The 13,116-nt window shown below is 65.8% G+C and carries 15 protein-coding genes; 6 read left to right on the forward strand and 9 right to left on the reverse strand.

Annotation, left to right across the window (positions count from 1 at the left end; all coding sequences use genetic code 11):
• Positions 1-3: 3 nt before the first annotated feature.
• The 3 genes from ACTIF6_RS03680 to gpmA form a co-directional block, all read right to left on the reverse strand.
• Positions 4-756 carry a HesA/MoeB/ThiF family protein gene (locus ACTIF6_RS03680; protein ID WP_439586655.1) on the reverse strand — a complete coding sequence of 251 codons (753 nt, stop codon included), beginning with the start codon at positions 754-756 and terminating at the stop codon, positions 4-6.
• A 46-nt stretch (positions 757-802) separates the two neighbouring features.
• Complete coding sequence (locus ACTIF6_RS03685) at positions 803-2,278, reverse strand: S41 family peptidase (RefSeq protein ID WP_439586656.1); 1,476 nt, start codon at positions 2,276-2,278, stop codon at positions 803-805.
• A 150-nt stretch (positions 2,279-2,428) separates the two neighbouring features.
• Positions 2,429-3,172, reverse strand: a complete 744-nt coding sequence (gpmA, locus tag ACTIF6_RS03690) for a 2,3-diphosphoglycerate-dependent phosphoglycerate mutase (RefSeq protein WP_439586657.1) — start codon at positions 3,170-3,172, stop codon at positions 2,429-2,431.
• Positions 3,173-3,254: 82 nt separating this feature from the next.
• Here gpmA and ACTIF6_RS03695 point away from each other — a divergent pair, with 82 nt between their 5' ends.
• The 4 genes from ACTIF6_RS03695 to ACTIF6_RS03710 all read left to right on the forward strand — a co-directional run bounded on the left by ACTIF6_RS03695 (position 3,255) and on the right by ACTIF6_RS03710 (position 5,574).
• Positions 3,255-3,665, forward strand: a complete 411-nt coding sequence (locus ACTIF6_RS03695) for a rhodanese-like domain-containing protein (RefSeq protein ID WP_439586927.1) — start codon at positions 3,255-3,257, stop codon at positions 3,663-3,665.
• Positions 3,666-3,700: 35 nt separating this feature from the next.
• Positions 3,701-3,958: a glutaredoxin 3 gene (grxC, locus tag ACTIF6_RS03700; RefSeq protein ID WP_439586658.1), complete on the forward strand. Its 258-nt coding sequence runs from the start codon at positions 3,701-3,703 to the stop codon at positions 3,956-3,958.
• 108 nt (positions 3,959-4,066) lie between these two features.
• Positions 4,067-4,525, forward strand: coding sequence for a protein-export chaperone SecB (secB, locus tag ACTIF6_RS03705; protein WP_428288285.1), 459 nt, complete (start codon positions 4,067-4,069; stop codon positions 4,523-4,525).
• A gap of 26 nt (positions 4,526-4,551) precedes the next feature.
• Positions 4,552-5,574 carry an NAD(P)H-dependent glycerol-3-phosphate dehydrogenase gene (locus ACTIF6_RS03710; RefSeq protein ID WP_439586659.1) on the forward strand — a complete coding sequence of 341 codons (1,023 nt, stop codon included), beginning with the start codon at positions 4,552-4,554 and terminating at the stop codon, positions 5,572-5,574.
• On the opposite strand, the gene panC is transcribed toward ACTIF6_RS03710, so the two are convergent.
• From panC to panB, 3 genes are all read right to left on the reverse strand, one after another.
• Positions 5,571-6,422 (reverse strand): pantoate--beta-alanine ligase, encoded by an 852-nt coding sequence (gene panC / locus ACTIF6_RS03715; RefSeq protein ID WP_439586660.1) that lies wholly within the window; start codon positions 6,420-6,422, stop codon positions 5,571-5,573. The genes ACTIF6_RS03710 and panC overlap by 4 nt on opposite strands.
• Before the next feature lie 52 nt (positions 6,423-6,474).
• Entirely contained in the window at positions 6,475-7,170 is a 696-nt protein-coding gene (locus tag ACTIF6_RS03720) for a hypothetical protein (protein WP_439586661.1), read from the reverse strand.
• A 128-nt stretch (positions 7,171-7,298) separates the two neighbouring features.
• On the reverse strand, positions 7,299-8,186 hold the full coding sequence (panB, locus tag ACTIF6_RS03725) for a 3-methyl-2-oxobutanoate hydroxymethyltransferase (RefSeq protein ID WP_439586662.1): 888 nt from the start codon (positions 8,184-8,186) through the stop codon (positions 7,299-7,301).
• A gap of 72 nt (positions 8,187-8,258) precedes the next feature.
• On the opposite strand from panB, the gene nadC reads away from it, so the two are divergent.
• On the forward strand, positions 8,259-9,122 hold the full coding sequence (gene nadC / locus ACTIF6_RS03730) for a carboxylating nicotinate-nucleotide diphosphorylase (RefSeq protein ID WP_439586663.1): 864 nt from the start codon (positions 8,259-8,261) through the stop codon (positions 9,120-9,122).
• 27 nt (positions 9,123-9,149) lie between these two features.
• Complete coding sequence (gene nadA, locus ACTIF6_RS03735; protein WP_439586664.1) at positions 9,150-10,268, forward strand: quinolinate synthase NadA; 1,119 nt, start codon at positions 9,150-9,152, stop codon at positions 10,266-10,268.
• A gap of 73 nt (positions 10,269-10,341) precedes the next feature.
• Here nadA and nadB read toward each other — a convergent pair whose 3' ends face one another.
• From nadB to ACTIF6_RS03750, 3 genes are all read right to left on the reverse strand, one after another.
• Positions 10,342-11,949 (reverse strand): L-aspartate oxidase, encoded by a 1,608-nt coding sequence (nadB, locus tag ACTIF6_RS03740; protein ID WP_439586665.1) that lies wholly within the window; start codon positions 11,947-11,949, stop codon positions 10,342-10,344.
• A gap of 94 nt (positions 11,950-12,043) precedes the next feature.
• Positions 12,044-12,895 carry a segregation and condensation protein A gene (locus ACTIF6_RS03745; protein WP_439586666.1) on the reverse strand — a complete coding sequence of 284 codons (852 nt, stop codon included), beginning with the start codon at positions 12,893-12,895 and terminating at the stop codon, positions 12,044-12,046.
• An 8-nt stretch (positions 12,896-12,903) separates the two neighbouring features.
• The gene (locus ACTIF6_RS03750) at positions 12,904-13,116 is read right to left on the reverse strand and encodes a DUF3460 family protein (RefSeq protein ID WP_439586667.1); all 213 of its coding nucleotides are present in this window, start codon (positions 13,114-13,116) and stop codon (positions 12,904-12,906) included.

A 13,116-nucleotide genomic window follows, 5' to 3' on the forward strand; every position in this document is an offset into this window, starting at 1 on the left:
GCCTCAGGCGCGTGTCGAACACACCTCGCAATGCGGATTGCGAGGCAGCGCGATCTGATGGAAACCCATGTCCCGCGCATCGAGCATGAGCAATTGACCTGCAAGCCGCGAGCCCAGGCCGGTGAGCAGCTTCAGTGCTTCGGCCGCCTGCATGCTGCCAACGATGCCGACCAGCGGCGCGAACACGCCCAGCGTGGCGCAGCGCGTTTCTTCCAGCCCGGCGTTTTCGGGAAACACGCAGGCGTAGCAAGGTCGATCGGATTCGCGGGTGTCGTACACACTGAGCTGTCCGTCCATGCGGATGGCCGCGCCCGATATGAGCGGCCTGGCGTGCTTCACGCAAGCGCGGTTGATGGCGTGGCGAATGGCGAAGTTGTCGGTGCAGTCCAGCACCACGTCGGCCTGGGGGACCCACGCATCGAGCAAGGCTTCGTCGGCGCGTTGTACCAACGGCGTCACGCGCACGTCGGGATTGATGGCTGCGATGGCATCGCGCACCGACTGGGCCTTGGGGTGACCCACGCGTGCCAGGTTGTGTGCGATCTGGCGCTGCAGGTTTGTCTCGTCGACCACGTCGTGGTCCACCACCGTGATGCGGCCCACGCCAGCGCTGCCCAGGTAGAGCGCTACCGGCGAGCCCAAACCCCCCGCGCCGATGATCAGCGCATGCGAAGCGAGCAGCTTTTCCTGGCCCTCGATGCCGAGTTCGTTGAGCAGGATGTGGCGCGAATAGCGCAGGAGCTGAGCGTCGTCCAAGGCAGTGTCCCAGGGGGGGCCCGCAGGCAGCCGCCCTGTGTGAGCGTCAGTTTTCCTTCTTCTCGGGCGGACGCACTTCCAGCGTCTTGCTCACCAGCACGGGTCGACCCTTGAGCTGGTTCAGGGCTTGCTGAAGCTGGAAGTCCTTGTCGCTGCCGAACTCGGGCACGAGTCGCTGACCCGGGTTCTTCCGGGCTTCTTCTTCCACCCGCTTGCGTGCGGCCTCGCGGGCCTCATCGCGCTGCTGCTCTTCGGCGCGGCGCGCGTCCGTCATGGGCGGCTCTGCCGGATTCTTGCCGTTGCCCAGGTGCTTCTGCAGGTCCGCCTCGCGGGTTCGCAGCGCCGCGAACACATTGCCTTCCTGCGTCTCGTCGACCATCACGTCGGGCACGATGCCCTTGGCCTGGATGGAGTTGCCCGAGGGCGTGTAGTAGCGCGCGGTGGTGAGCTTGAGGCCGGTGTCCGGGGTCAGCTGGCGCACCGTCTGCACGGAACCCTTGCCGAACGTCTGGCTGCCCAGAATGGTGGCGCGCTTGTGGTCCTGCAGGGCGCCGGCCACGATCTCGCTCGCCGAGGCCGATCCTTCGTTGACCAGCACCACCAGCGGCACCTTCTTGAGCGCACCCTTGGTGTTCTCCGTGAGTCGCTTGATGGGGTCGGTGCCGCCGCGGCGCAGGTAGTGCTGCGGGATCGCCTTGTAGATGAACTTGCTGTCTTCGAGCTGCCCGTTGGTGGACACCACGGTCACGTTCTCGGGAAGGAACACGGCCGACAGGGCGACGGCTGCGTCCAGTAGGCCCCCCGGGTCATTGCGCAGGTCCAGCACCAGGCCCCTGAGGTTGGGGTCCGCCTTGTAGACGTCCTCGAGCTTGCGGGCGAAGTCCTCGATGGTGCGTTCCTGGAACTGGGACACGCGCACCCAGGCGTAGCCGGGTTCGACGACGCGGGACTTCACGCTCTGTGTCTTGATTTCCTCGCGCGTGATGGTCACCGGGAAGGTGCGGTCCTCGTCTTTGCGAAAGATGGTCAACAACACTTTGGTGCGGGGCTCGCCGCGCATGAGCTTGACGGCATCGTTGATCGTCAGGCCCTTGACGGCGGTGTCGTCGATCTTGGTGATCAGGTCACCCGACTTGAGACCGGCGCGAAAGGCGGGCGAATCCTCGATGGGGGATACCACCTTGACCAGGCCGTCTTCCATGGAGATTTCGATGCCGACACCCACGAATCGGCCGCTCGTACCTTCCCGGAATTCCTTGTAAGACTTCTTGTCGAAGTACTGGGAATGGGGGTCCAGGCTGGCCACCATGCCGGAAATGGCCTCGGAAATGAGCTTCTTCTCGTCGACTGGTTCCACGTAGTCGGTCTTGACCATGCCGAAGACGGCCGCAAGCTGCTGCAGCTCTTCCAGTGGCAGGGGGGCAAGCGTGCCGCGCGCAACCGCCTGGAGCTGAACCGTGGTCAAGGCCCCGGCCACCGCACCAATGGCCACCCAGCCTGCGATCTTCAGCTTGTGACTCACCTGTTTTGCCATCGAAATACCCCAAATAAGACGCCCGAGCAGGGCCTGCCAGGCCCTGTCGGACCAATATACACCTTGGAGCAAGGCGGATTGGGTCGGTTCCCCAAGTCTCGCCCTGGTTATTCGATGTAGGCGTGAAGGATCACCCGGTCAGGCCTTGCCCTGCGCCGCGACCGAAGCGGCTGCCTTGGCCGCTGCCTCGGCGTCGCCCAGGTAATAGTGCTTCAGGGGGCGCAACTCGGCATCGAGTTCGTACACCAGCGGTATGCCGTTGGGGATGTTGAGACCGACGATGTCGGCGTCGGAAATGCCGTCGAGGTACTTCACCAGGGCGCGGATGCTGTTGCCGTGCGCGGCCACCACCACGCGCTTGCCGGAGCGAATGGCCGGAGCCATGGCCTCATTCCAGAATGGCAGCACGCGCGCCACGGTGTCCTGGAGGCACTCGGTCAGGGGAATCTCTTCGGGCTTGAGGCGGTCGTACCGGCGGTCGCCACGCTCGCTGCGCGGATCCCCGGGCTCCAGCGGCGGCGGCGGGGTGTCGTAGCTGCGGCGCCAGACCAGCACCTGTTCGTCGCCGTACTGGCGTGCCATGTCGGCCTTGTTCAGGCCTTGCAGCGCTCCATAGTGACGCTCGTTGAGCCGCCAGCTGTGCACCACCGGCAGCCAGGTGCGGTCCATTTCATCGAGCACATGCCAGAGCGTGCGGGTGGCGCGCTTGAGTACGCTGGTGTAGGCCAGATCGAAGTCGTAGCCCTCAGCCTTGAGCAGGCGACCGCCGGCCTTGGCCTGTTCCAGTCCGGTCGGGGTCAGGTCCACATCGGTCCAGCCAGTGAAGCGGTTTTCGAGGTTCCAGGTGGATTCGCCGTGGCGGATCAGAACGAGTTTGTGCATGAAAAAGGGGCGTGTTGAGAGTCGAGAGCGGGCGAAGCGAGCGAGCATTCTAAAATCTCCCGCTTACTCGAAAGGTATCTCCGTGAGTTTCTTCATCGAAAACTGGGTTCTTATCGCCGTGGCATTTTCTGCTGGCGCCATGTTGGTCTGGCCTGCGGTCTCTGCGGGCGGTCGCGCCGGGACGCTCAGCGCCACGCAGGCGGTGCAGCGCATGAACCGTGAGAAAGCGGTTGTGATTGACGTCAGCGAGCCCAAGGAATTTGAAGCCGGGCACGTGATAGGGGCGAAGAATCTGCCTCTGAACGAGCTCGAGGCCAAGCTGCCGACAGCGGTCAAGAACAAGGCCACGCCGTTGATCATGGTGTGCGCCACAGGCGCGCGGGCCAACCGGGGTCTGGCCATAGCGAAAAAACTGGGCTATGCCGATGTCCAATCCCTGACCGGCGGCATGGGTGCATGGCGCTCGGCCAGCCTGCCAGTGGAAAAAGCCTGATCATCCAAACTTTCGGATTTCAGGAAATTGCCCGCATGGCCAAGGTCAAGATGTTCACCAGTGCCTACTGTCCGTACTGCAGCCGGGCCAAATCGCTGCTCGAGCGCCGGGGCGTGGTCGATCTGGAAGAAATCTACGTGGACGGCCAGCCCGGTTTGCGGTCTCAAATGACCCAGTTGACCGGGCGCACCAGCGTGCCGCAGATCTTCATTGGCGACACCCATGTCGGTGGTTGCGACGACCTGCACGCGCTCGACGGCCGTGGTGGCCTGATGCCCCTGCTGCAGGCTTGAGCGGCCCGAGGGGGCGCGATGGACTGCCTGCCATAATTGCCATCTTTGCCCGCTGCGGGATCGACGCCCCGGCGGGCTTGACTTTTTCCCCCTCTTTCGAGACACACCATGGCAGAAAACCAGGAACCCACCTTCCAGATTCAGCGCGTCTACCTCAAGGAGGCCTCGCTGGAGCAGCCCAATTCGCCGGCCATCCTGCTGGAACAGGAGCAGCCTTCGGTGGACATCCAGCTTGGCGTGGAGGCCAGCCCGGTCGCCGACGGCATCTTCGAGGTCTGCGTGACCGCAACCGTCACCACCAAGATCAAGGACCGCACGGTGTTCCTGGTGGAAGCCAAGCAGGCCGGCATTTTCGAGATCCGCAACCTGCCGCAGGACCAGATGGGCCCCATCATGGGCATTGCCTGCCCCCAGATCGTGTACCCCTACCTGCGCAGCAACGTGGCCGACCTGGTCCAGCGTGGCGGCTTCCCGCCGGTCCATCTGGCTGAAATCAACTTCCAGGCCATGTACGAGCAGCAGCAAGCCCAGGCGGAGCAGGACGCGCCGCGCATCGTGACGCAGTAAGCAGCTCACTGCCCGGCACAGGAGAGATGAAAATCGTCGTGCTTGGAGCGGGTGCCTGGGGCACCGCGCTGGCTGCGAGCGCGGCCGCTCAGGAAGGTGAGTTCCGGCAAGTCAGCCTGTGGGCGCGCGATGCGCGGCAGGCAGAAGACATGCGTGTCCACCGCGAAAACCGCCGCTACCTTCCCGGCCTGGCACTGCCGCCGACCCTCGCCCTCACCAGCGGGCCCATGGACGACCATGCTGCCGAATGGCGCGATGCCGATCTCCTGGTGATCGGCACCCCGATGGCCGGGCTGCGCGGGCTCCTGGGTCAGTTGACGGAACATCCCTCGCCAGTGGCCTGGCTCTGCAAGGGTTTCGAGGCGCCACAGGAGGACGCGTGGTCCGCAGGTCTGCTGGGTCATGAAATCCGCGCGCAGGTGGCGCCTCGGCTCAAGGCTGGCGTGCTCAGCGGGCCCAGCTTTGCACAGGAAGTGGCGCACGGCCAGCCCACCGCGCTGGTGGCTGCCAGCGAGCATGCCAGCGTGCGCGACGTGCTGGTGGCGGCCTTTCACAGCCCGATCCTGCGCGTGTATGCGAACGAAGACATTGTGGGCGTCGAGGTGGGCGGTGCGATCAAGAACGTGCTGGCCATTGCCACCGGCCTGTGCGATGGGCTTGGGCTGGGGCTGAACGCGCGCGCCGCGCTGATCACGCGGGGTCTGGCCGAGATGACACGACTGGGGCTGGCGCTGGGCGCACGCGCGGAAACCTTCATGGGCCTCTCAGGCCTGGGGGACTTGGTGCTCACGGCCACGGGCGACCTGTCGCGCAACCGCAAGGTCGGCCAGTTGCTGGCCGAAGGCATGAACCTGCGGCAGGCGGTGGATTCGCTGGGCCATGTGGCCGAAGGCGTCTACACCGCACGAACCGCCGTGCAGCGCGCCCGCTTGCTGGGGGTGGACATGCCGATCAGCGAGGCCGTGGTGGCGCTGCTCGAAGGCCGCCTGAAACCCGCGCAGGCCGTGGCCACGCTGATGGGCCGCGACCCCAAGCAGGAAACGCTTTAGATCTCGAAGTTGTCGATGAGGCGGGTCTTGCCCAGACGCGCCGCACCGAGAACCACCAATGCATCGCCTGCCTGTGGCGACTGCAGGTCCGTCCGGCGACGCACGGTCAGGTAGTCGGGTTGCCAGCCGCGCGCGGCCAGCGCCTGCATGGCGCGGTCTTCCAGTGCAGGCAGGTGGCGCACCAGGCCGTCGGCGGCGGCCAGCGCATCGCGTCCGAGCGCGCGCAAGGCCAGCGAAAGCTGGACCGCTTCGGTGCGCTCGGTCTCGCTCAGATAGCCATTGCGCGAACTCAGCGCCAGTCCATCGGCTGCGCGTTGCGTGGGCACGCTCACGATGCTGACCGGCAGCGCAAACTGCTGCACCATGCGGCGAATCACCATCTGCTGCTGGTAATCCTTCTGACCGAAGACGGCGTAGCGCGGGCCCTTGGCTTCGCTCAGCACGGTCTGGAAAAGCTTCATCACCACCGTGCACACGCCGGTGAAGAAACCGGGTCGGAAGTGACCTTCCAGGATGTCGGCCAGTTCGGTGGGCGGCTGTACCTTGAAGCCCTGTGGTTCGGGGTACATCTCTTTTTCCGAAGGCGCAAACACCACGTCGCAACCCTGCGCGGCGAGCTTGTCGCAATCGGCCTGCAGGGTGCGTGGGTAGGTGTCGAAATCCTCGTGCGGTGCGAATTGCAGGCGGTTCACGAAGATGCTTGCCACGGTGACGTCACCCAGCGGCTTCGCGGTACGGACCAGGTCCAGATGACCGTCGTGCAGGTTGCCCATGGTGGGCACCAGAGCGGGCGAGTTGAAAGGGCGCAGCGCGGTGCGCAGTTCCTCGATGGTGTGGACGATTTTCATGAGATGGGCGGTGGGGCCGAAGCGATGGGCCGGGGCATTATCGCCTTGCTCCTCACGGACGGCTGGTGGCTTCCTGCAGCACGCCGCCGAGCGAATGCGCCTGGGGTGCATACCATTGCATGGTGGCTCCGCCTACGCTCAGGAACGCAGCGGTCAAGGCGAACGGCACAGCCGTGCGACGCAGTGCGGTTTCCAGCCAGTGCCGTGATTCCAGGTGGCGCAGTCGTCGGTAGAGCGTCGCCGCCAGCACGCCGTCCAGCAGCAACTCGGCGAACAGTCCGGGCGCTGCATACAGGATGTAGAGAGAAGATACCGCCGCGCCCAGCATGCCCACAAGCAGCGCTGCGACCAGCAGAAGTCCCAGCAGGGGCAAGGCGGCCTCATCGGCATCACCCACGGAAGCCAGTCCATCACTGACGAGACTGGAACCCGGCAACTCGCTGGGATCGACAGGGTTTGCCGGTGCGTCGAATTGAGCCGAGGCGCCACCTCCACCGAAATCCCCGCCGCCACCGCTCTGCAGATCGGCAAGGCATTCTGAATCGGCACCGCCGTTCGATGCCCCGTTCCCTGAGATGGTGGGCACATCCGCGTAGTCGGAGGCCTTGGTTTTCATCCACAGCCAAAGCAGCAGGAGAAACACCCCGTATGCGAAGCCGACCGACACCGGGTATCGCATCCACATGGCCTGCAGGCCTGCTTGCAGGAGCAGAAAGGAAGCCAGGAACCCGCTTGCTCCCGTGAGCATGACCAGGAAGGCCATCTGCAACCGGGGCCAGGAGTCTTGTTCCAGCCGAATCCGCAGATGTGTGACGGCGCGGGATCGGGATGACGCAGGGAAGCGGTGCTCCCTCAAGGACGGCCCTGTGGCGCCTCTCACCACGCGTGCAATTGGTCGTCGGGGAAGCTGCCGTCCTTGACGGCGGCCACATACGCCGCCATCGCCTCGCGCACGCCGCTGACGCCTTCCATGAAGTTGCGCACGAACTTCGGGTTCTTGCCCAGGTTCACGCCCAGCATGTCGTGCATCACCAGCACCTGCCCGGCGGTGCCCTTGCCGGCGCCGATGCCGATGGTGTGGCAGTGCGGCAGTTGTTGCGTGATTTCGGCCGAGAGGGCGGCGGGCACCATTTCCAGCACCAGCATGGTGGCGCCGGCGTCCTGCAGTTCGAGCGCATGCCGCTTGAGCGTGAGCGCGGCCGCATCGCCGCGGCCCTGAACGCGGTAGCCGCCGAGGGCGTGCACCGTCTGTGGCGTGAGCCCGAGGTGGGCACAGACCGGGATGCCGCGCTCGACCAGGAAACGCACGGTTTCGGCTGTCCAGCCACCGCCTTCGAGCTTGATCATGTGCGCGCCCGCATGCACCAGTTGCGCCGCGCTGCGCATGGCCTGTTCTTTCGATTCGTGGTAGCTGCCGAACGGCAGGTCGCCCAGCAGCCAGGCCGTGCCCTGCACGCGACGCAGGCCGCGCGCCACGCTCTCCACGTGGTAGGCCATGGTTTCGAGCGTGACGCCTGCCGTACTGGCCAGGCCCTGGCAGACCATGCCCAGCGAGTCGCCCACCAGGATGCATTCGACGCCCGCCGCATCGGCCACGGCGGCGAAGGTGGCGTCGTAGGCCGTGAGCATGGTGATTTTTTCACCGCGCTCGCGCAGTTCATTCAGGCGCGGCAGGCTGACGGGTTTGCGCTGGGGCAGGGGCGATGCCGTGGGCAGCGTGCCATAAGGCGTGGCCATGGGCGCGGTGGTGGTGGGGGTGCTCATGCGTGGTTCCCGCGTGTTTCAGGGGTGGGTGAGAATGCGGGACTATAGACCATCCCGTTATGCTTGCGGCCCATGAAACATCTCTCCGAATTCACTTCCTTTGACATTGAAGAACTGGCGCGCGCCGACGTGGCCAGAGCGCTGGCGGAGGACGTGGGCGAAGGGGATCTGACGGCTGCATTGGTCGATGGCGATCGCATGGCGCGTGCGCGCATCCTGGCGCGCGAATCGGCGGTGATCTGTGGCACACCCTGGGTGGAAGCGGCGGTGCTCGCGCTGGATCCGCAGGCCCGGTTGCAATGGCACGCGGCCGAAGGCCAGCGCTGCGCGGCGGACCAGACCGTGCTCTCCATCGAAGGCCGCGCACAGAAGCTCCTGACAGCCGAACGCACGGCCCTCAATTTCCTGCAACTGCTCTCGGCCGTGGCGACGCAGACGGCGACGTACGTAGACGCCGTCGCCGGCACGCGCGCGCGCATCGTGGACACGCGCAAGACCTTGCCAGGCTTGCGGCTGGCGCAGAAATACGCGGTGACGACCGGTGGCGGACTGAACCACCGCATCGGGCTTTACGACGCGGTGCTGATCAAGGAGAACCACATTGCCGCTGCGGGTGGCGTGGCCCAGGTGCTGCAACGCGTGCGCGATACCGCGCCAGCAGCCCGCTTCGTGGAGATCGAGGTGGAGACGCTGGCCCAGCTCGACGAAGCCCTGGCCCACGGCGCCACCATGGTGCTGCTGGACAACATGGCCAACGCCGACCTGCTGGAGGCCGTGCGCCGAAATGCCGGGCGCGCGGTGCTTGAAATCTCGGGCGGCGTCAACTTGAAGACCGTGCGCGCCCTTGCAGAAACCGGTGTCGACCGCATTTCCATCGGGTCACTCACCAAGGACATCCGGGCGATCGATTTCTCCATGCGCTTCGAGACCCTCTGAAGCGGCTCACCTGGAAGATACAACCACATGAACCCCACGAACGAATCCAGCGGCGACGTCATCGACGTCGAATACGAACAACCGGCCTGCCCCACGCAACACGCCTGGGCACGCGTGCCGGTGGAGCCGGGGCCGAAGCAGCGCGCCGCGCTCAAGGAGCGCATCCGCGCACTGCTCAAGGAGCGCAACGCGGTGATGGTGTCTCACTACTACGTGCACCCTGACCTGCAGGATCTGGCCGTGGAGACCGGCGGCATCGTGAGCGATTCGCTGGAGATGGCGCGCTTCGGGCGCGACCATCCCGCCACCACCCTGGTGGTCTCGGGCGTGCGCTTCATGGGCGAGACGGCCAAGATCCTGAGCCCGGAGAAGACCGTGCTCATGCCCGATCTGGATGCGAACTGCTCGCTCGACCTGGGCTGCCCCATCGATGAATTCAGCGCCTTCTGCGATGCGCACCCCGACCGCACGGTGGTGGTGTACGCCAACACCAGTGCAGCGGTGAAGGCGCGGTCGGACTGGTTGGTGACCTCCAGCTGCGCGCTTGACATCGTGAGCGCACTCAAGGACAAGGGCCACAAGATCCTGTGGGCGCCCGACAAGCACCTGGGTGCCTACATTCAGCGCGAGACCGGTGCCGACATGGTGATGTGGACGGGCTCCTGCATCGTGCACGACGAATTCAAGTCGTTCGAACTGGAGGCGCTCAAGAAGGAGCATCCCAAGGCAAAGGTGCTGGTGCACCCGGAAAGTCCAGCGGAAGTGGTGGCCCTGGCCGACGCCGTGGGCTCCACCTCGGCCATCCTGAAGGCGGCGCGCGAGATGGACGCCACCGAGTTCATCGTGGCCACCGACAACGGCATGATGCACATGCTGCGACAGCAGAACCCGGGCAAAGTGTTCTTCGAAGCACCCACCGCCGGCAACAGCGCCACCTGCAAGAGCTGCGCGCACTGCCCCTGGATGGCAATGAACGGGCTGGCGGGCGTGGCGCAGGTGCTGGAAAAGGGGCTGAACGAGATCCACGTCGATCCGGCGCTCATCCCGCGCGCGCGTCAGCCCATCGATCGCATGCTGGCGTTCACCTCCGCGCTGAAATCTGGCAACAACCCTGGCGCGCTGGTGCCCCATATCGGCGCGGCCTAGCGGCGCCACAACCGAGGATGCCGCGGAACTGGCTCTGCCAGGCCGCAGGCATCGCCCCCTTGGGGGGTGCGCGTCAGCGCGCGGGGGGGACCAATATCGTCGGCTTGGCTTCCGGCAGCAACTCGGGGTAGTCGCGGCTGAAGTGCAGGCCGCGGCTCTCGCGGCGCATCATGGCCGACATGACGATCAGGTCAGCCACCTGCACCAGGTTGCGCAGCTCCAGCAGGTCGCGCGTGACGTGGAACTGCGAATAGAACTCGTGGATTTCCGCTTGCAGCAGCGAGATGCGGTGCGCGGCGCGCTCCAGTCGTTTGTCGGTGCGCACGATGCCCACGTAGTCCCACATGAAGCGGCGCAGTTCATCCCAGTTGTGCGAGATGACCACGTGCTCGTCGGCGTCGGTCACGCGGCTGTCGTCCCACAACGGCATGGCTGGCGTGGCCGCACCCGGGGCGCTTCGGATCGCACCCACGGCACCTTGTGCGAACACCATGCACTCCACCAGCGAATTGCTGGCCAGGCGGTTGGCGCCGTGCAGGCCGGTGCAGGTGGTCTCGCCCACCGCATACAGCCCGGCGATGCCGGTGCTGCCGGTGAGATCGGTCACCAGGCCGCCGCAGGTGTAGTGCGCCGCGGGCACCACGGGGATGGGCTCCCGGGTGATGTCGATGCCCAGCTCGGCGCAGCGCGCCAGGATGTTGGGGAAGTGCTCGCGCAGGAACTCGGGCGGCTGGTGGGAGATGTCCAGGTGCACGCAGTCCAGGCCGTGCTTCTTCATCTCGAAGTCGATCGCGCGGGCCACCACGTCGCGCGGCGCGAGTTCGGCACGCGGATCATGGTCGGGCATGAAGCGGTGTCCGCCGTGGGAGGCAGGCAACTTGAGCAGCCCACCTTCCCCGCGCACCGCCTCGGAGATCAGGAAACTCTTGGCGTGTGGGTGATACAGACAGGTAGGATGGAACTGGATGAATTCCATGTTGCCCACCTGGCAACCCGCGCGCCAGCCGGCCGCGATGCCGTCGCCCGTGGCGGTGTCGGGGTTGGTGGTGTAGAGGTACACCTTGCCCGCGCCGCCCGTGGCCAGCACGGTGTGGGTGGCGCTGAAGGTCACGACCTCGTCGCGCACGGTGTCGAGCACGTAAGCGCCATGGCAGCGTGTGGCCGCGCGAGGCGCCGGATCGTGACCGGGCAGCTTGCGGTCGGTGATGAGGTCAACCAGCATGTGGTGCTCGAACACCTGGATGGCCGGTGTGGCGAGCACGCGCTCGATCAGCGTGGCCTGCACCGCCGCGCCGGTGGCGTCGGCGGCGTGCACGATGCGCCGGTGGCTGTGGCCGCCCTCGCGCGTGAGGTGCAGTTCGCCGTCCTCGGTGGAGAAGGGCACGCCGAGTTCCTGCAGCCAGGCGATGGCCGCCGGGGCGTTTTCTACGGTGAAGCGTGTGGCTTCCAGATCGCACAGGCCTGCGCCCGCCACCAGCGTGTCGTCCACATGCGAGGCGTAGCTGTCTCCCTCGGCCAGCACGGCGGCGATGCCGCCCTGCGCCCAGTTGCTGGAGCCATCGGTGAGAGCCCTTTTGGTGACGACGGCCACGCGGTGGGTGGAGGCCAGGTGCAGGGCGGTGGTGAGACCCGCCAGGCCGCTGCCGATGATCAGGACGTCGAAACGGTGCAGGTCGGTCATGTCGAAGAGTGAGTCGAGCCGCCGCCGGGCCGCTCCCAAGGCGGCTCAGCCCCCGTGGGGGGCAGCGACCCGCGAAGCGGCGGAGCGTGGGGGTTCATGTGGGCGAGTACGCCAAGCGGACGTAGATGGGGGCAAAGGCTTCGGCCTGGGTCAGCTCGATGAGCGTTTCCTTGGCCAGCTCCAGCATGGCGATAAAAGTGACCACCAGCACGGGCGAGCCGTGCGTGGGGTCGAACAGCTCGCCGAACTCGACGAACTTTCGACCTTGCAGGCGGCGCAGCACGATGCTCATGTGCTCGCGCACCGAGAGTTCTTCACGGCTGATCTTGTGGTGCTGCACCAGCTTGGCGCGCTTGAGGATGTCGCGCCAGGCGCTTTGCAGATCGATGGCGTTCACATCGGGAAAGCGCGGCGCCAGCGCCTGCTCCACATAGACTTGGGCGCGCAGGAAATCGCGGCCGTATTGCGGGCAGTCGGCCAGGCGCTGCGCGGCCAGCTTCATCTGCTCGTATTCCAGCAGGCGGCGGACCAGTTCGGCTCGCGGGTCCTCGGGCTCCTCGCCTTCGGCCGTCTTCTTGGGCGGCAGCAGCATGCGCGACTTGATCTCGATCAGCATGGCCGCCATCAGCAGGTACTCGGCCGCCAGTTCCAGGTTGCTGGCGCGGATTTCATCCACGTAGGTCAGGTACTGGCGGGTCACCGCCGCCATCGGGATGTCGAGGATGTTGAAGTTCTGCTTGCGGATCAGGTAGAGCAGCAGGTCCAGCGGACCTTCAAAGGCTTCCAGGAAAATCTGCAGCGCATCGGGCGGGATGTAGAGATCGCGCGGCATGGCGAACAGGGGCTCGCCGTACAGGCGGGCCAGCGCCACGTGGTCCACCACGCTGGGCAGCACCGCGTCCAGGCCCTGAGGGGCCTCGTCGAGCATGTGGGGCTCGCCGGTCATTCGGAGGCTCAGATGTGGTCGGAGCCGGTCTGGTACACGTAGGGCTGCTGCGGCACGCGGGCGGCTTCGGCCCTGGCCTGGAATTCCCGGTCGATCTGCTTGTCCCACAGCAGCGCACGGCCCTTGCGCTGCTCCTGCTCCAGCGAAGGCTTTTTCTGCTTGAGCGACTCGATGAACTGGGTCGCGTCGGAGGTGTAGTCGGGGCGGCGGAAGAAGGACAT

The sequence above is a fragment of the Hydrogenophaga sp. genome, assembly GCF_051860785.1.
GTDB lineage: Bacteria > Pseudomonadota > Gammaproteobacteria > Burkholderiales > Burkholderiaceae_C > Hydrogenophaga.